Raw genomic sequence first — 18045 nt, forward strand, 5'->3', positions numbered from 1 at the left:
ACTTCAAATTGCCTAGTCTTTTTTTAATTGTCCTTTACAAAGGGTACATTTTAGGATAGCCTTGGCTTCTTTTGGATTAAGCTTATTCGTTATCCTTTTACTGATCCTGCAACGACACCGCTAATAATAAATCTTTGCATGAATAAATAGAATATGACCATTGGAGCGATTCCTAGCACCATCATAGGGAAGAATGCGGTCCAGTCCGTAGAGAACGGTCCTACATTTTTGTATACTTCAAGAAGTATCACAGCTTTGTTAGGGCTTTGTAGGAATAGCAAAGGAGTCATGAAATCGTTCCATACCGCTAATGCATTCAGAATACATACGGTTGCGATGATAGGTTTAAGTAATGGAAATACGATGATCCAGTAAATCGTGAATTTACGACAACCATCAATGGCAGCAGCTTCTTCTAGCTCATAGGGGATCGTGTTAATGAATCCCTTGAACAGAAAGATAGAGAAAGACATATTAATACAGAATACACTAACTAGTATTACGCCAACTAATGTATTCATCACGCCTAATCCGGTAACTATTTTATATAATGGAATTAACGAGATTTGAAAAGGAACCATAAGACCGATTAAGAAGAATCCGTATACTCGCTTATAGAATTTCTCGGGTCTACGTGCAATGGCATAGGCAGCCATAGATGAGAAGATGACGAGTAGAGAGACAGAACTAATATTAATAATGAGATTATTCATTAATGCTCGTGGATAATTCATCGCTGTAAAAGCTTTAATATAGTTATCTAGCATAAAGCTCTTAGGTAGACCCATCGGACTTAAGGCAGCCTCTGCAGGTGTCTTGAATGTTGTGACAAGTAGATAGTAGATCGGAACTAGCATGATAACAGCAGCGATCAACAGGAATATTTCAAGCAGGAGTAAGTTACGTTTTCTCATGATATTTTCTCCTCCCACTTATTAAAGCTCCAAGTGATGATCTTGGACATAGATAATACTAGGAAGAAGAAGACAACACCGAAGGCAGCTGCGTATGCGGTTCTTCCCTCTGTAAATCCTCTGCGAATTAACATCGTCGTGATGGTCTCGGTAGAATATCCGGGACCCCCTGATGTCATAGCAAAGATAATATCAAATACTTTCATTCCACCAATCATGCTCATCAGAACATTAAATGAGACGGATGGGTATAGTAACGGAAGTGTGACTTTAAAGAATCGTTGTACGCCATTGGCACCATCAATCTTAGCAGCCTCGTACAATGTTTCATCAATACTTTGTATGTTAGCGAGATAGATAACCATCGCCCATCCCGTCCATTGCCATAATTGTGTGAATAAGACGGAATATAATGCAATTTTAGAATTACCAAGCCAGTTGATAGGTTGGAATCCGAAGAATTGGACAACTTCATTTAACAAGCCGTGATCTGCTGAAGTCATAATAAATGACCACAAATAACCCACAATTAATATACTTAGAATAGCTGGTGCAAAAAACACCGTTTTTAGTAAATTAGCTGTTCTGAGTTTTTGAGATAGGGCAACAGCTAACGGAATAGCTAAAGTATTCTGTAAAATCGTCATAATAATTGCATAAGTAAATGAATTCTTTATCGCTGCTAGTGTCTGAACGTCATGAAAGAGATCAACGAAATTCTTGAATCCAATAAAACTGTAATTCGGTTTATATACTGACCAGTTGGTTAAGCTGTAACCAAAGTTCATGACCGTAGGCACAATGAAAAAAATGATAAAACCAATAAGCGCTGGCGCAATCATTAATAAATATACGTAATGGTTCTTCAGTGTTTTGGCGACTGCCGATTTCATAGATGATCCTCCCCTATGCAGAAGTTGGGGACTAAGATAGTCCCCTTATTCTCTACATACCTAATCGTTTAATTTACATGGAATCGCGAATGGTTTTTGCAGTCTTGTCGGCATCTTTCAACGCTTCATCCGTTGTCTTTAAGCCGGATAGTACTTCTTGTAGTGCTTTTCCGTAACTTTCAACGATTGGATTACCACCTAACCAGTACAACCACGGACCGTATACATTCCCAGCTTCAAACGCTGCTGCGGAATCGGCGAATTCTTCCCCTAGATCAACCTCTACGCCTTTTACGAATGAGCTACCTACGTTATCTGCAATCAGAGCTTTTTGAGCTTCTGGTGTAGCTGTAAGACGTAGAACTTCTAATGCTGCATCAACATTCTTCGAATCTTTATTAATCGCTAATGCACTTCCAGGTCCACCGATCATCCAACCTGTACCTTTTTCAGTACCAGGGAATGGGAACATCCCTATTTGTAGATCGGGATTCTTTTCTTTAAGTGTCTCTAATGCCCAAGGGCCAGATTGCCACATCGCTGTTTTACCTGTTGCGAACTCATCTAGAGCTTGGTCGTAGTCTGTACCTAGCATCTTCGGATCCAAGTACCCTTGTTCTATGATCTTGTTCCATTCTTTAAGAGCTGGACCCCAGTTATCTGCAAGTAATACTTCATCAGCATTGAATTTGTCATCAAAGCCTTTGTTCTCTTGCTTGGAATAGAATTCATTAAGAACCATTCCCATAGATTGTTTCATCATAGGCTCCCAAGATGAGGCACCCATAGATTGTGGCTTAATACCTTTGTCCTTTAAAGTCTTATGAATGTGCATCCACTCATCAAATGTTTGTGGAGGAGTTAATCCATTATCCTTAAACATACCTTTGTTATAATAAATACCTTCGAACCAAGATTGTAGAGGTGTTGCATAGATTTTATCTTTCAGTGTATAAGCTTGAAACCCTGTGTCTGTATAATTGCTGATGAAGTCTTGATCTGTAAGATCAAGCAGATATCCTGCTGAAGCTAATAGCGTTGTTTCTCCACCAGTCTCAATAAGATCAGGTCCTTGCTTAGATGCAAGTTGTGTATTTAATACACTATTGAACTGATCCAATGCTACGAATTGAAACTCGACTTCAATGTTTGGAAGTTCCTTCTTCAGAAATTCCAAATATGATTTTCTGCTGCTTTCTTGGTTATATGCCATAAGGCGAACTTTAACCTTCTCCACAGCATTTGTGGCTGGCTTATTGCTAGAATCAGCATTCTGGTTCGTATCTGCCTTTCCACAACCTGCAACGACAGAAATCAGTAATATAGCCGTAAGCATTAACATCATTCTTTTCTTCATGTATACCCCTCCGAAAATGTAGTTTTTTTATCTCTTCTTTACCTCTTAATGATAGCGCTTTCTCGCAATGTGATGAATCAATAATATTCATGAGTTATTATGACAATATTACCGTATAGGTATGTAATAGATATAGATATAAAAGGAAAAATCGGATGCAGTGGATACATGCGATTATATTCTATCAATATATTCCGATCGATATTTATATTAAAAAACCCATGACATTACCCGGCAGCAATTCACCGGTAATGTCATGGGTCGTTATAAATAAATAGGTTATGATTGTAATTCTAACACGATAGGTTCGCCCGCTAAAGGGCTTAAGGTAACCGTAACGCCACCTTCGATCAACACACCATGTCGATCCTTCCATGTTCCATTGGGCAACTTAACTAATCGATCAACTGCGCCTTTGAGAAGAATAGGGGCAACTAAGATGTGATTACCTAACATGAATTGATCGGTCATGTTCTCTAGATCTTGATTAGGAAAGACGTAATCTGTGAATCTAGCGATTGGTTCACCGCTAAGCTTCGCATGATCTACGAGTTGAAGAATCGCAGGTAAGTATTCGTTACGTAGATCTACGCTTTTCTTAATCAGATCAAAGTATTCTGGACTTAAGACTCTCCATGGAGCTGCGGAGAATTGCATCGTTGGAAGTAGACAAGCAATCTGGGCGTGACGAACGAATAATTCCTCATCCAAGTTGTGATGATTCTGGTGGAAGTTTAAATATTCGCCTCCACCAATCATATCCGTACATACGAATGGATGACCTGTGATTCCTTGAACAAGGGTGTTGGGAATGAGTGATTGTATGCCATGCTCATCCCAGCTATGATTCTTGTCTGCTAGTCTTTGCATTAGAGGTAGACCAGCAGCTTTCCACGTCACACGGTATTCATTGTATTCATATTTACTGCCATATTCGGCCCATAAACGGGACTGTGTATTCTGATCTGTCTGTCCATAGGTCACCATGTCATGGGTATAGAATGGACTATCACCAGCATCGAATTTGAAACCGTCTACATGATATTCATCAGTAAGAACGGCCAGTTGATCATCTAGCCACTTGATGGTATTCGGGTTGGACATATCCAATACTGCAGAGTGACCATTCCACCATTTTGCAATAAAGGCATCACCCTCTGGTGTTGAGATTAGCATGTTGCGATCTCTCAGATATCTAAATTCGGTTGTATCCGGTGTGATAAATGGACATACCCATAACATCACCTTGAAGCCTTGATTGTGCAAATCATCAATCATCTGTTTAGGATTTGGGAACTTCTCGTGACTGAATAACCATTTACCATAGTAGTCACTCCAACCGTCATCAATCATGAGAACGCCGCTGGGTAATCCATGTTCCGTGATGCTAGAAGCATATTTCATCACATCTTGTTGATTCTGATAGAATGTTAGTTCAATCCAGGTGTTGTATTGTGGTGCTGTGAATAGCTCTATACCAATGGAGCCGCCTTTTACAGGGAAATGCTTGGCAGACGCATCGATGTATGCTTCTTTCATTGTGTTAAATCCAGCGACCAATTGAGGTACACCTTTGTCATAATCAATGGACAGGATACCTTGATTGAAATGAATATGGAATCCATCCTCACACCAGATATATCTTCCTTTTGTTGAGACCATAAAGGGCATTGCTTGATTTACTGTGCTGTTGATTGTCATATCCATATTGCCTTCAGATTGGTTTCCCCAAGGTTGAGCCCAACCCAAATGTGAATATCCACCATACCAATATTCGTTATCTAATAGTTCGAATGTGAGGTTCAACATACTCGCTCCTTTGTCATCTTGTATCATGCCGTCATCTTATCATCTACTAGGCAAATTTTACATGAAGTATATTACTTTTTTATGTCACTTTTTTATGTTGCTATGTTTGTTCTTATACTCATTAGGTGTCATGGCATGCATTTTTTTGAAAAGCTTAGAGAAGTAGCTTGGATTGTCATAGCCAATATTATACGAAATCTCATAACTCTTCATATCGGTATGCTCAAGCATATATCTGGCTTTCTCCATTCGGATCTCCGTTAAAGACACCCACATGCTCTTTCCAGTCTCACGCTTGTACAAATAGCAAAAGTAGTTTTTGCTCATTGCCACATGTTCGCACACTTCCTCTAAGGATATATTCTCGCTGTAATGATCTTCTAAGTATTGAATACTCTTCTCCACAAGCTTATTCACATGGGTATCAGCGCTAGCGTCCATGGTGCTAATGCTGTTGATCAATTTCACCATAAAGTTAATAAGTTGATCGATGGAAGAGAGCCGTAGCAGATCTTGATAGTTCACATTCATAATCACATTGGATATCGAAGATATATACTTTTCTTCTAGTAGGTATTTTTTAATCTCAGACAGGATATTGAAACAGAAATCGTAGACATCATCCAATGAAGAAGAATTAATATGGACGGTATGCTGTAGAATTTCAACTAACTTTTCACGTGCAGGGACGATCTTACCACTTAGAATATAGGATACAATCATTTTCTCATCTTCAAGCATCTGTAATTTATCAAATGAGTTGAGTTCAGGATGATGCCCTTGATAAATAATGCCACCATGATTCGTATATTGATTGAGCCGTTTCAGCTTCTCTACCTCTTCGTAGGCTTGAGGTAGTTCCTCCATTGTCGTATAGATGCTACTAAAGCATACGTTTGACGGGATAGCCAGTGTATCTAGAAGTGACGTTATCAACTTTTGGGCACAGTAGGAAGCCTGTTCCGCTTGAATATGGGAGATGAGAATATACCAACTATCTTCTTCATACTCCAGAATAATATGTTCACCATAATCTTTCACAACATGACTGAATTGATCTTGAACATAGCTATTCTTTGAATGAAGTAAATTACTAATATCCATGAAATCTTTCATCGTCTCATTCTCAATATTCATACTGAATAACATATAATGATTAAATCTGAAATCAAGTTCACTAGCAATCCCAAGCAGGGAGTTCACTGAAATTGTTTTTTTCATAACACCTTTCATTAATCTGCTTAGGGAAGTATGCTTATTTTGTTCGATCATTTTCTGTATTTTCTTGTTAGAGGAGATTTCAACAACAACTTCCTTTAAGGCCAAGTCTAATTCAACCTCATCCATTGGCTTGAGAATGTAAGCAGATGCCCCGTATTTCATGGCTTGTTTAGCGTAATGAAATTCACCAAATCCGCTAAGTAGAATGATCCGTGTCTCTTTACTGTTATCTCTTACGCGCTGTATGAACTCTATGCCATTCATCCCGGGCATATTAATATCGGTAATGATTAATTCCATCTGATAATTACGATATAGTTCTAGGGCATGCTCCCCACTTTGTGCTGTTGCAATGATTTGAATACCATATGAATTCCAGTCAATGGTATTCTCTAGCATACGTACCGTTAACAGTTCATCATCTACAATTAATGCGCTGATCATATAGTGCACCCCTTCTAGTTACAGTAATATTGTTATTTGGGAATCACGATAGAAATCGTTGTATGTTTACCATAGTCGCAGTGAATACGAATACCATAGTCTGCGCCATATGTGATTTTCATTCTTTCATCAATATTGCCAAGCCCGATACTACTTGGTTTGCTACCCACATGATTGCTTTTCAATTCGAATTCTAGTTGTTCTTGTTGTTCTGTTGACATCTCGCCACCATTATCAATGACAGAAATAAGGATGTTGTCTTGTTCTTCATGAATGGAGATCATGAGATAACCGTGACCTTTTTTCAAAATGCCATGCTGAATAGCATTTTCAACAATAGGCTGCAGGATCAACTTAGGAACCTTTATAAAGGATAAATGTTCAGGACAATCCACTTCGTAATCAAATATATTAGGATATCGATACATTTGTATTCTAATAAAGTTCTCTGCATGAAGGATTTCGCGATGTAATTCAACTAATTCATAGGGCTGGTAGATCGAATAAGATAACATTTTACCGAGAATGGTAGATATCTCTGATATGGCTTGTGAGTCATTGCTAAGAGCTAATGCCTTAATATTTTGTAGTGTATTATTTAAAAAATGAGGATTGATTTGATGCTGTAGTGCACGGACTTGGGCATCTTTGGCACTGGCTTGCTCCATTAGAATCTCTATGTTTAGATCGTTTAGTTTCTTAATCATTTTCTCGGCAGTAGTGGACAAAATAAGGATTTCCTTAGTGCTATCATCGTATAAATCGACGTCTAGACTTTCGGAAGGAATCCGTTTGAATTTCTGAGCTAGTCTTGTAATTGGTTTCGTTATACTTTTAGAGATGATCATGGAAGATATTAATACAGCAGCGATGGTAACAAGAACGGAGTAGAAGGAGAACATCACCAGTACATGAATGTGTCGGTCAACCTCATCAAGTGATTTCAGACCGATATTCTTCCAACCCGTGATCTGGGAAGTATCGTATACAACAGAATAAGGTGAAGTACCTGCATCCGTCCTATCGATGATGAAGCTACCTTTATCCCCAATCAGTTGCTTCTGCATGTTCATTATCTGCTTCTCATTCAACCCAGTTGATGTGTCCCAAATAATATGATCGTGTTCATCGACGATGATAATGGCATGGGAGAACGGTAAATCGCCAGCGTAAAACATCTTATCGACATAAAAGTTGAACATTAACGTGGCGTTATAATTCTTATGTACGTTACGATAGTCTTTTACAGGAATGAACATGGAGAACGTTTGCTTATCATTCTTATTGAAGTAATAGTCTTGTGCATGCAATCCTGAAAAATTAACGATAGCATAATCATCCTGATCCTTCGGGAACCAATCTTGCTCTTTGAAATTGTACTCGTTCTTGATAGATCCGCCTGAATGATATAGAGGTGTACCCTCTTTACCAATAATAACAATGTCTTTGATATCGTAATTGTAACCGATTGCATTTCGCATGGCATATTCAACGGTCCACTTATTAGATAGCTCATATCTGTAGTCGATTTCATCGATAGAGTTCCGATACTCAACTGCCTTTAATATATTCTCATTACTTCCTAATACTTGTATGATCTTCTTGAGGTGGCTGAAGTACGTATCCATGGTTGCAATGGATTGTCCTACAATCTGTTGTCCACTACTAACTGCATTCTCGCGCAACGCTTCCTTGAAGTATTGGGTAATGGCCAGACTGAATATCCCTAGAATAACAATGAACATTGTTAAGAAATAGACATTAATTTTACTTCTTAGTGACCTAGGCCTTCTCATGAGTTAACTCCTCTAGTATTGATATAGAACACATTATACTACAAAGGTGAAAAAGACTGGTAAATGGATTACCAGTCATGAAGGTGGACCTGTGAGACAATATATTGTCAGAACTGATAGAACAGATGATAGATCTCCTGAACTATATAGCGGGCTTACGGAGATCGCTTCGGTAACAGTTGAACATATACGTCAGATAATTTCATGAGTTGCATAATATAATCATAGTCGGAACGATAGGCGGTTATATCGTCGACCGGTTGAAGTGTCTTCAAAGAAGTAGCGACACCATCATCAAATCCTGTGCCGGGAACGAACATCACATCATTATTGAAAAAGGATCCTGTAGGTAAGTAATAACGCATTCCCACAACATGCTGATCCGTATTCAGAAGGTCCCGTCCGAATGCGGTGTATTGTTCCTTTTCAAGGGATATTCCCAGCAGATTGGCTACCGTTGGCATAATATCTAAATGCCCCCCTGTAAGTTCGACAACCTGACCTTTCTTCTGGTTAGGCACATGAATGAGAAGAGGAATGTTGAATCGACTGATCTGATTATCATAAGGAATACCCAATTTCGCTGTAATCTCCGCACCGTCGGTTTCCTTGGGGTTGACCCCAAAATGGTCACCATAGGCCACAAGAATCGTGTTATCCCACAGTCCATTCTCCTTCAATTGCTCAATAAGTTCACCTAACGCATCATCTGTATAATTCATAGCGTCCAAGTAGTTACCTAATTGTGTTCCTTCCATATCTTTGGGAAGTTGTAGCTTACGTTGATCTGTAGGTACAACAAAAGGTGCATGGCTAGATGTTGTCACGAATTGCGCATAGAAAGGCTTGTTGTTAACCGACATCTCCTTGATTTTCTCTATTCCTACACGATACATCTCCTGATCGGAAGCGCCGAAATCATTGAAATGATCATTGTTATAGAAGGGTTTATCATAATACTGATCGAAGCCAAGCGCAGGATATAATAGATTGCGACTCCAAAACGTAACATCATTGATATGGAACGTAGCCGTTTGATATCCTAACTGATTCAATAACCTAGGGAGACTAGGCAGTTGTCTGTCCCCGAATCCAGAAGACATCGCAGCAGTTCCGGTAGGGTAGATGGACGTGTTGGACATGAACTCCGCATCGGAAGTGTTACCCTGTCCAATCTGTTGATAGAAGTAGGGAAAGTAATAGCTTTCCTGTGCTAGTTGATTAAGGACAGGGGTGATCTCCTGCTGACCAAGATTGAGGTGGATAGGAAAGCTCTGAAATGCTTCCATCTGAACCACGATGAGATTCATTCCTTTACCTATACCAAACTGTTCAGGTATAGAGTCATTGTTTATTTGATAAGGATAGCTAGATTGTAGAGCTCGAACATCTGCTGTAGTCTCTTCTAAACTACCATTATTGATCATCGTAGCTTCTTGTTTGTTCTTCATAGCGGCTACAATCTGATAGTTCAAGAATCCAACCTTATTAGCTTGGACAAGTTCGTTGTCTATCGCTAGGGAACGATGAATGATAAGGCTTGAACCAAGGACACTAACGATTAAGGTTAGGGTAACAATGATCTTCCATCCCGACCTTCTTCTATTATAAGTAGATGTAAATATTGGACCATTAGCAAACGAATATACATCCCGACGAGGACGAGCGAATCGAATGATCGCTATAATGAGTGCCATAACAAGATCGATAAAGAATAGGAAATGGATGGGTCTGATCAATGGCAAGATGCTGCCGCGAACCTGTCCGACTTGCCCAAATTCCTTGAACACTGTATATGTAGGCACAGAACCGAAATGAGCATGATATAACGTTGCAGCAAATAATATCATGGAGACGATGATCTGAATACTCCAGTAGACGGTACATTTAGCTTTCTTAGGAAGAATAAGTTCTAGCAAGCTCATGAATGCTAGAACAGAGAACGTATCTGCGAGTAGCCCACCTGCCGTAACCTCATTGAAGTAGAAGTAACGTAGAAAGCATAGTTTAGCGATCAATAGAAAAGAAACAATAACTAGCGTAGGTACTTTTTTGAATTCCCAATCGTATGACATATCATTTCACTTCTTTTCATTTATTAATAGGATGAATAGTTAAGGTGGTTCTAAGCCACCAGTCACCAATCGGAAAAATCAATGCCTATTGTATCTCAAATCCTGTAAAAATACAAAAATAGTAGCGAATGTCACATCTTCTAAGTAATTAGTAGGATACAATAATAGGTATTATTTACTAATAAATAAAAGATAATGGTGGTCAAAAGCACTGTGGACGGTAAAGGTCTAAGGCATTGTAGTCACCTCAGGAGGTTGCATCATGAGTAAGTTGAAGTTGGGTCGTAAAGTCCGTGTGAGTATTGGTACGAAGATGGGTCTGTTAATTGTTGGTGTCATTCTGGTGTTATCGATATCGATAACGATGGTCGTTCAAAGACAGGTTAGTACGGTAATGATGGAACTCTTTCAGGAACGAATTGAGATCGATTCCGAGTTGGGTTACAACCTTTTAGATCAAGAGTATCCTGGAGCATGGTCGTTGAAGGATGGTCATCTGTTTAAGGGAACGACAAAGATAGACAGCATGAACGAATTTGTTGATACGTTGGGGACAATCACGGGGGGAGCGGTTACCCTCGCACAAGAAGATGTCCGGGTAGCAACCAACATATTCAATGGGCAAGAACGAAACGTTGGAACCAAAGTTGACCCATTAGTGACGGATGTTGTCATAAAGCATGGTAAGACGTACGTTGGTAAAGCGGATGTAACTGGGGAACTTTATTTAACGATATATAGTCCTCTTAAGAATGAGAGTGATGAAGTGATTGGGATATGGTCTGTGGCATCTTCAATTCATCAAATCGATATCAAGGTAAATATGATATTAACCATCGTGTACATCCTTATGGCCATCGTAGGTTTGCTGGCTGTATTCATAAGTATGATTTTCATTCGTCGAATTATACGTCCCATGATCCAGATTAATAGACAACTCCACGACATAGCTGAAGGGGGAGGTGACCTGACGCAGGTACTTAACATCTCATCACGAGATGAAGTGGGTGATCTAGCGCAATCCTTTAACAAAATGATCAGCAATCTTCGTGACATGATTAGACAAATTGGAATTACAGCACAACAAGTTGCGGCATCGTCTGAAGAGCTAACGGCTAGTTCCGAGCAGACAAGCAGAGCAGCCGAGGAGAATGCAAGTTCTCTTCAGAACATGGCAATGGGTTCAGGTCAGCAATTAAGGAATATTGCTGACGGCGTGATCACATTTGATGAGATGTCAAAAGGTATTGATCAGATTGCTACCAATGCTCAAGCGGTGTCCAGCACGGCAGGTTATGCCTTTGATAAGTAGGTAGAAGGTTCGCAGTTAGCAGAAAAAATGCAACAACAGATGTTAGGAATACAGAATACGGTTAAAGGATTATCCTCATCTGTTAAGGGACTTGGTGAACGTACTGCTGTAATCGATCAGATTGTTGAGGTGATTACGGGCATATCAGCACAGACGAATCTGTTATCTCTAAATGCTGCAATCGAGGCGGCAAGGGCTGGTGAGCATGGTCTGGGATTCGCAGTTGTCGCAGGTGAAGTTCGCAAGCTGGCGGAGCAATCTGCCCACTCAGCTTATGAAATTACTGAGTTAGTTAGGCTGATCCAGAGGGAAACAGAAGATGTCGTGAAGACGATGGACGAAACGACGCATCAAGTTGCTGATGGGGCAGCGATGGCCTTTGTCACAAGCGAGTCATTTAAAGTGATTCATCAATCGATAAATGACGTTGCTAATCAAATGGAGGAGACATCATCCGCAACCCAGCAGTTATCTGCTAGTTCAGAGCAAGCGGCATGTACGATGCAAGGAGTGAAGGGAACGATGGAGGCTGCAGCGAGTAGTGTGAATCAAATATCAGAACTGACGGAAGGACAACTTGCCATGATGGAGGAGATCAGTTCATCGGCGTACAGTCTTTCGCAAATGTCTGAGGAACTTCACCAACTTGTAGGTCGATTCAAAGTATAAAGTATAAAGTATAAAGTATAAGATGGAATGAATGAACAGGCAGTCCCTTGTAACATATAGGGCTGCCTGTTTGTGTTCATAACGAATATAGAATGTGGAATGAATAGCCATTGTTCTTACTTAGAAGTTTCCTGAATTAGGTGTATCACAGCGTCAATAGGATTGGTTAAATTCTGTTGTGCCATATTCTTCACAATGACAGTCTGCTTAGAGATAAGTGTGTGGAGAGAGAGTATAAACGATTCATTTGTTAATTCTTCTTCTAATAGAACTTCTGCATATCCAGCCTTTTCGAAAGATTCAGCATTAAGTATTTGATCTCCCCGGCTAGCTGCCTTAGATAAAGGGATTAACAACATCGGCTTGCGGAGTGCTAGAAATTCGAAGATGGAATTTGAACCTGCTCTTGTGACAACAAAATCAGCTGAAGCGATCACATCGGATAACTCTTCATGGAGATATTCAAACTGCTGATATCCATGAAGCTGGATGGAAGGTTCTAATTGTCCTTTACCACAGATATGTACCACGTGGAACTGGTCGAGCATCAACGCGAGATTGCTTCGTATGGTCTCGTTAATTTTCTTCGAACCAAGACTACCTCCCATTACGAGAATGACAGGCTTGCCTGTATTAAATTGTAGGAAGTTCAAACCGCGCGTTGCATCACCAGAACGAAGTTCATCGCGAATAATAGCCCCCACATAGGTGGCTTTATCACCTTTAATATGTTCCAATGTCTCTGGGAAGGTCACACATATCTTGTTCGCTAGTGGGAGTGCAATGGTATTCGCAAGTCCAGGTGTAATATCAGATTCGTGGATAATGATCGGCACTTTGTTAAGTTTGGCGCCGATAATGACGGGTACAGATACAAAGCCGCCTTTGGAGAATAGAATATCTGGCTTGATTCTCCGAATCAATTGATAAGCTTGATAGACACCCTTAACAATTCGAAAGGGGTCTTTCAGGTTCTCGATACTCATGTATCTTCTTAGTTTACCTGTTGAAATACCATAGTAGTCGATATCTTCCTTCATATTAGAGATGAGATCTGATTCGATTCCTTTAAAAGAACCAATATAGGAAGCATCCCATCCTAGAGCAATTAATCTTGGAATGAGTGCTACATTTACAGTGACATGACCTGCCGACCCACCACCTGTAAATAAGATACGTTTGGACATATGTCTAACCTCACATTGATCTGGTCACTCTGGTGACCAGTTAGTATAACCATCTTTATAGAGGGTTAAGTTGAACCATCGCTTGTTTACCACTTACTTGGATACCTGTTTGCTTGCTACCGACTTCAAGAAGATCTTTTACAAACCGTTCTAACAATTGTTTGGCTTGAGGTCCTTCTTTACCTTGTATGCGAACAACGAGATGAATAGCCTTACCAGATTTCAAAAGTTTATATGCTTGATTCTTCTTCGTATCGTAATCATGCTCTTCAATATGTGGAGTTAGGCGTATTTCCTTGAGCTTAGCATTTCGATCTGTTGGGCGAGCTTGTTGTTTAGAATGCTGGGCTTCGTTCTTTGCAGTAGCAGCTTTCATAAGACGACAGGGAGGAGGACTGCTTAGAAGGGAAGTACAGATAAGGTCTACTTTCAGCTGTTTAGCCATCAATAGAGCTTCTGTGGTGGAGACAATCCCTAAATCTTCACCATGGATTCCTGTTACATGAACCTCGGACGCTCTTATCTTTTCATTCTTAATCATATCATAGGCACCTGAACTTTCATTGTAGATAATGACCCCATATTATCGTGTGGAAGGTGAAATATCAACTATATGTATAAGGTAGACAACGTGTTATATAATTGTGTATATTGGGTATGATATATAAGTAGGTCATATCATGTATGGATTAGATCTTGTTTCAGGGAAGATATGTACACAAGAGAAAAGAAATACTTTTAAGCATCCTTGCTATTCATCTTTTCATATGTTACACTGAACTCAGTTAGGAAATATTGATCGCTTTCACGTATTGAGAAGCGGATTCAAAGATCATTGAACTTTTCTCAATGTGTGAAACTTTTTTATATGTAAGTGTAAAAAAAGATCAGCATTAAATTAAATTTTTTGGAGGAATTACAAATGCAAACAGGTACAGTAAAATGGTTTAACGCAGACAAAGGTTTCGGTTTCATCGAAGTTGAAGGCGGAAGCGACGTATTCGTTCACTTCTCAGCTATCACTGGCGACGGATTCAAGACTTTAGACGAAGGACAACGTGTTGAATTCAACGTAGTTGAAGGAAACCGTGGACCACAAGCAGAGAACGTTGTAAAACTGTAATACAAACAAGACTGCCCTTAACGTCTGTTAAGGGCAGTTTTTCTATACTATTATATAAATGACATTAAGGTTTTTTCTATACTTACGGGTGCCGCTTTCGCTTTTTAGGATAGGTATCCGTCTTTACTTGTTTGGTTTTTTAAAGTCCAATGAGGAGGTTGAGTATGAATTATCGCAAAAAGTCGTTAGAGGAAATTCCGGAGGAAGAAACTTCAATATGGTCCTGTACAGATGAGAATTGTAAGGGATGGATGCGTGATAACTTCGCATTTGAGCATGAGCCGACTTGTCGGTTGTGTAATTCTACGATGGTCCGAGATAACAAGATGCTTCCGATACTTAACAATTCCAATGGTGACTTGAAGTCAATCAAGAAGGGCGTTCAAATCGAATAAGGTAATATGAAGAATGTAGAACAGACTGTAATCCATATGGATTACGGTCTGTTCGTATTTGTGATATAAAGAGATATTTGTTGAAGTTATTGTTTTATATTTCTAAGAGCTCTATGAGTTATACGTATTTCGAAAAGGTCATTGTGACTCTTATGAATGAATGGTATCATTAGCGGCGGATATGAAAATAATACTTAGAAAATAAATCCAATTGAACCTAGGGGTAGAGAGATTTGGCGGATTTGGGAAATAAGCACAACTATTCTCTGTATAATTTAGCGTGGCCAATTATGTTGGAAATGTCTCTGCAATTTATGATGGGGACAGTTGACACGATTATGGTGAGCAAAATATCAGATGAAGCTGTTGCTGCAGTAGGGATTTGTAATCAGTTTTTTGCAGCTTTGTTCGTACTATTTGCGATGATTAGTGGTGGATCAGGCATATTAGTTGCTCAGAAGCTTGGATCGGGTAATGAGTTAGAAGCTCGCAAGGCTGCGTCTTTGGCCTTTTCATTTAATGTCATGATTGGAATTGTAGTCAGTCTAGTCATACATTTTAATACAGATGCAATACTCGCTCTACTCCAAGTACCTATGGAAATTAGACCTTTGGCACAGCAATATCTTTATATCGTAGGAAGTGGTGCACTTATGATGGCGCTCCTTCAAACTTGTAGTACGATTATTCGGAATACAGGTAATACAAAAGTGACGATGATGATTGCTGTAGGGATGAATTTAATACATATTTTATTTAATTATTTGTTTATATTTGGTTCATTTGGATTTCCTGAATTAGGTATGGTGGGAGTGGGGATCTCAACCGTTTTAAGTAGGTCTATTGCGGCGATTATGCTGTTTATGATTTTATTGAATAGCTTTAGCTCACGCCTAACGTTCGGTGAGTTTGTGAAATGGAATAAGAAGATTGTGAAAGAGATAGCGAAGATTGGCATACCGCTTTCCTTAAGTGGGGGCTCTTATTCGATTTCTCAGCTAGTCATTGCCTCGTTCATAGGAACGATGGGTGCTATGGAATTGGCAACCCGTTCATATTTATCAACTGTGGAGTCATTTGCCTTTTTATTTGGAATGGCTATAGCTATGGCTGTACAAATTCGTACTGCCCATTTGTATGGATCGGGAAAACGTGAAGAAGCTTACTCAGAGGCATGGAAGGCTGTGAAGTGGGGGATCTTGCTTGTTGAAGTGAATACGCTACTTCTCGTCATATTCGGCAAATATATATTGAATTGGTTTACATCGGATGAGTCTATTATTGCTACAGGAGTATTCTTATTGGTCGTTAATATTGTTCTCCAACCAGGTAAAATGATTAATATGACGTTGGGTAACGCCCTGAATGCAGTGGGGCAAACACGTTATGTTATGATAACAAGCGTCATTTCGATGTGGATTGTATCTGTTGGATTAGCATATTTATTGGGAATTGTGCTAGAGATGGGACTCTTTGGTGTGTATATCGCAATGATTGCAGATGAGTATTTACGTGGGATTCTGGTCGCTTTAAGATGGAAGAAGCGGAAGGGACATATGAGGGATGTTTCTGTTCAGTCTTTCGATGGAATAGCATTTTAAGTGCTGTTTAGCCACACTTAGGTAGGAACATGGCGTATATGGGAGGATATGTATGGCTCAACAAGGTAACGTTCTCTGCTCAAGGGAGAGCCTTATATACAGGGGGAGAACCATTTTAAGCAAGTTTTCAATGTGCTCGATTCTTCTTTATACTTAACGGAAGGACTTCATTTGCGAGTTCAAAAACAAGTCAGGAGTGATTTAGTTTTATGGACAATGCTATGCTAGAACGCCGTATTGAGATTTTGAAGAAGGATATTCACGAAATGATTGTAGAGGATAACCAATCCGGAATTAGCAGTCAACAAAATATGATTATGCAACATATGATTAAGGAACTTCATCAAGCTTCCTATGATGCAAACACAAGTGAGAAAGAATAACACGACATGACATTAGAGAAATTTTACAATTCATAACATATGGATGGAATGATATGCAATGACCCGTTGAACACCATGTTCAACGGGTCATTGCATATATATAGAGCTTTACATACCCTGCGGGGGTATGGTACTATAAATGTATAGTTAGGTAATATGAATGGATAGGGAGGATGACTATGGCGGATGATATAATGGATCGTATGAATGATGATCTAAACCCATCTGATCTTGTTGAGATAGTAAAGCAGTGCCATGTAGAGACGCATTCACGAAAGAGTCATCATTCCGAACAGACAAAGAAACAGCTCGTCACTCGCTTGAATCGTATTGAAGGTCAAATACGTGGAGTCAAAGGTATGATCGAGAAAGATACGTATTGTGATGATGTCTTGAATCAGATCGCAGCGATTCAGTCTGCCATGAATGGTGTGGGGAAGCTTCTACTGGAGGGACACATGAAGAGTTGTGTTGTGGAACGTATTCAAGCAGGAGACCATGAGGTTATTGACGAACTTTTAATAACGGTAAATAAATTAATGAAATAATTAGACGTAATAATTATCTATATAATGGAGGAATGAATCATGCAACATATCACGTTGAAGGTTGAGGGAATGACTTGTAATCACTGTAAGAATGCAGTAGAGGGTGCAGTTAAGAATGCAGGAGCAACAGGTAAGGTAGATTTACCAACGAAGGCAGTAGAGATTGACTTCGATGAGAATCAGGTGACCTTAGAATCGATAAAGAACGCCATTATGGATCAAGGTTACGATATCGTATAAGGATTATAAATTAAGCCATAGGGATGAAAGTGTCGGGGCAGCGGGAGATATGAAATCCAATTGCCTCGTATTTTTTTT

17 protein-coding genes are annotated in these 18045 nt (G+C 39.5%); 8 read left to right on the plus strand and 9 right to left on the minus strand.

The annotated features are described in order from the left end of the window. Window positions 1-89: 89 nt before the first annotated feature. The 7 genes from ACH8E3_RS11285 to ACH8E3_RS11315 all read right to left on the minus strand — a co-directional run bounded on the left by ACH8E3_RS11285 (window position 90) and on the right by ACH8E3_RS11315 (window position 10509). Window positions 90-914 (minus strand): carbohydrate ABC transporter permease, encoded by an 825-nt coding sequence (locus ACH8E3_RS11285; protein WP_458632741.1) that lies wholly within the window; start codon window positions 912-914, stop codon window positions 90-92. Then, the gene (locus ACH8E3_RS11290) at window positions 911-1807 is read right to left on the minus strand and encodes a carbohydrate ABC transporter permease (protein ID WP_458632742.1); all 897 of its coding nucleotides are present in this window, start codon (window positions 1805-1807) and stop codon (window positions 911-913) included. The genes ACH8E3_RS11285 and ACH8E3_RS11290 overlap by 4 nt, the downstream gene beginning before the upstream one ends. 73 nt (window positions 1808-1880) lie before the next feature. Next, window positions 1881-3164, minus strand: a complete 1284-nt coding sequence (locus tag ACH8E3_RS11295; RefSeq protein WP_458632743.1) for an ABC transporter substrate-binding protein — start codon at window positions 3162-3164, stop codon at window positions 1881-1883. Between the two features lie 279 nt (window positions 3165-3443). Then, the gene (locus ACH8E3_RS11300) at window positions 3444-4973 is read right to left on the minus strand and encodes a glycoside hydrolase family 31 protein (protein WP_458632744.1); all 1530 of its coding nucleotides are present in this window, start codon (window positions 4971-4973) and stop codon (window positions 3444-3446) included. Window positions 4974-5057: 84 nt separating this feature from the next. Then, entirely contained in the window at window positions 5058-6638 is a 1581-nt protein-coding gene (locus ACH8E3_RS11305) for a response regulator (protein ID WP_458632745.1), read from the minus strand. Window positions 6639-6670: 32 nt separating this feature from the next. Further along, entirely contained in the window at window positions 6671-8434 is a 1764-nt protein-coding gene (locus tag ACH8E3_RS11310; RefSeq protein ID WP_458632746.1) for a sensor histidine kinase, read from the minus strand. A 155-nt stretch (window positions 8435-8589) separates the two neighbouring features. Beyond that, window positions 8590-10509, minus strand: a complete 1920-nt coding sequence (locus tag ACH8E3_RS11315) for an LTA synthase family protein (RefSeq protein ID WP_458632747.1) — start codon at window positions 10507-10509, stop codon at window positions 8590-8592. Window positions 10510-10771: 262 nt separating this feature from the next. Between ACH8E3_RS11315 and ACH8E3_RS11320 the strand changes: the two genes are divergently transcribed. Beyond that, window positions 10772-11821, plus strand: coding sequence for a methyl-accepting chemotaxis protein (locus tag ACH8E3_RS11320; RefSeq protein ID WP_458632748.1), 1050 nt, complete (start codon window positions 10772-10774; stop codon window positions 11819-11821). Between the two features lie 27 nt (window positions 11822-11848). Further along, window positions 11849-12490, plus strand: a complete 642-nt coding sequence (locus ACH8E3_RS11325) for a methyl-accepting chemotaxis protein (RefSeq protein ID WP_458632749.1) — start codon at window positions 11849-11851, stop codon at window positions 12488-12490. 116 nt (window positions 12491-12606) lie between these two features. Here ACH8E3_RS11325 and ACH8E3_RS11330 read toward each other — a convergent pair whose 3' ends face one another. Further along, the gene (locus ACH8E3_RS11330) at window positions 12607-13677 is read right to left on the minus strand and encodes an undecaprenyldiphospho-muramoylpentapeptide beta-N-acetylglucosaminyltransferase (RefSeq protein WP_458632750.1); all 1071 of its coding nucleotides are present in this window, start codon (window positions 13675-13677) and stop codon (window positions 12607-12609) included. A 55-nt stretch (window positions 13678-13732) separates the two neighbouring features. Then, window positions 13733-14218, minus strand: coding sequence for a translation initiation factor IF-3 (infC, locus tag ACH8E3_RS11335; RefSeq protein WP_458632751.1), 486 nt, complete (start codon window positions 14216-14218; stop codon window positions 13733-13735). A gap of 381 nt (window positions 14219-14599) precedes the next feature. Between infC and ACH8E3_RS11340 the strand changes: the two genes are divergently transcribed. From ACH8E3_RS11340 to ACH8E3_RS11365, 6 genes are all read left to right on the plus strand, one after another. Then, window positions 14600-14800 (plus strand): cold-shock protein, encoded by a 201-nt coding sequence (locus ACH8E3_RS11340; protein ID WP_458632752.1) that lies wholly within the window; start codon window positions 14600-14602, stop codon window positions 14798-14800. 164 nt (window positions 14801-14964) lie between these two features. Then, complete coding sequence (locus ACH8E3_RS11345) at window positions 14965-15195, plus strand: cold-shock protein (RefSeq protein ID WP_458632753.1); 231 nt, start codon at window positions 14965-14967, stop codon at window positions 15193-15195. Between the two features lie 233 nt (window positions 15196-15428). Further along, entirely contained in the window at window positions 15429-16796 is a 1368-nt protein-coding gene (locus ACH8E3_RS11350) for an MATE family efflux transporter (protein WP_458632754.1), read from the plus strand. A 209-nt stretch (window positions 16797-17005) separates the two neighbouring features. Continuing rightward, entirely contained in the window at window positions 17006-17179 is a 174-nt protein-coding gene (locus ACH8E3_RS11355) for a hypothetical protein (RefSeq protein WP_458632755.1), read from the plus strand. Window positions 17180-17358: 179 nt separating this feature from the next. Beyond that, entirely contained in the window at window positions 17359-17727 is a 369-nt protein-coding gene (locus ACH8E3_RS11360) for a metal-sensitive transcriptional regulator (protein WP_458632756.1), read from the plus strand. Between the two features lie 39 nt (window positions 17728-17766). Next, on the plus strand, window positions 17767-17967 hold the full coding sequence (locus ACH8E3_RS11365; RefSeq protein ID WP_458632757.1) for a cation transporter: 201 nt from the start codon (window positions 17767-17769) through the stop codon (window positions 17965-17967). The last annotated feature ends 78 nt before the right edge of the window (window positions 17968-18045 follow it).

It is taken from the genome of Paenibacillus sp. CMAA1364, from assembly GCF_054373195.1.

Bases quoted from the DNA above. Each gene is read 5' to 3' on its own strand.
- ACH8E3_RS11365 (WP_458632757.1), top strand. From the start codon at position 17,767: ATGCAACATATCACGTTGAAGGTTGAGGGAATGACTTGTAATCACTGT.
- ACH8E3_RS11300 (WP_458632744.1), bottom strand. From the start codon at position 4,973: ATGTTGAACCTCACATTCGAACTATTAGATAACGAATATTGGTATGGT.
- ACH8E3_RS11360 (WP_458632756.1), top strand. From the start codon at position 17,359: ATGGCGGATGATATAATGGATCGTATGAATGATGATCTAAACCCATCT.
- infC (WP_458632751.1), bottom strand. From the start codon at position 14,218: ATGATTAAGAATGAAAAGATAAGAGCGTCCGAGGTTCATGTAACAGGA.
- ACH8E3_RS11340 (WP_458632752.1), top strand. From the start codon at position 14,600: ATGCAAACAGGTACAGTAAAATGGTTTAACGCAGACAAAGGTTTCGGT.
- ACH8E3_RS11285 (WP_458632741.1), bottom strand. From the start codon at position 914: ATGAGAAAACGTAACTTACTCCTGCTTGAAATATTCCTGTTGATCGCT.
- ACH8E3_RS11330 (WP_458632750.1), bottom strand. From the start codon at position 13,677: ATGTCCAAACGTATCTTATTTACAGGTGGTGGGTCGGCAGGTCATGTC.
- ACH8E3_RS11295 (WP_458632743.1), bottom strand. From the start codon at position 3,164: ATGAAGAAAAGAATGATGTTAATGCTTACGGCTATATTACTGATTTCT.
- ACH8E3_RS11310 (WP_458632746.1), bottom strand. From the start codon at position 8,434: ATGAGAAGGCCTAGGTCACTAAGAAGTAAAATTAATGTCTATTTCTTA.
- ACH8E3_RS11290 (WP_458632742.1), bottom strand. From the start codon at position 1,807: ATGAAATCGGCAGTCGCCAAAACACTGAAGAACCATTACGTATATTTA.
- ACH8E3_RS11315 (WP_458632747.1), bottom strand. From the start codon at position 10,509: ATGTCATACGATTGGGAATTCAAAAAAGTACCTACGCTAGTTATTGTT.
- ACH8E3_RS11345 (WP_458632753.1), top strand. From the start codon at position 14,965: ATGAATTATCGCAAAAAGTCGTTAGAGGAAATTCCGGAGGAAGAAACT.
- ACH8E3_RS11305 (WP_458632745.1), bottom strand. From the start codon at position 6,638: ATGATCAGCGCATTAATTGTAGATGATGAACTGTTAACGGTACGTATG.
- ACH8E3_RS11320 (WP_458632748.1), top strand. From the start codon at position 10,772: ATGAGTAAGTTGAAGTTGGGTCGTAAAGTCCGTGTGAGTATTGGTACG.
- ACH8E3_RS11355 (WP_458632755.1), top strand. From the start codon at position 17,006: ATGGACAATGCTATGCTAGAACGCCGTATTGAGATTTTGAAGAAGGAT.
- ACH8E3_RS11325 (WP_458632749.1), top strand. From the start codon at position 11,849: ATGCAACAACAGATGTTAGGAATACAGAATACGGTTAAAGGATTATCC.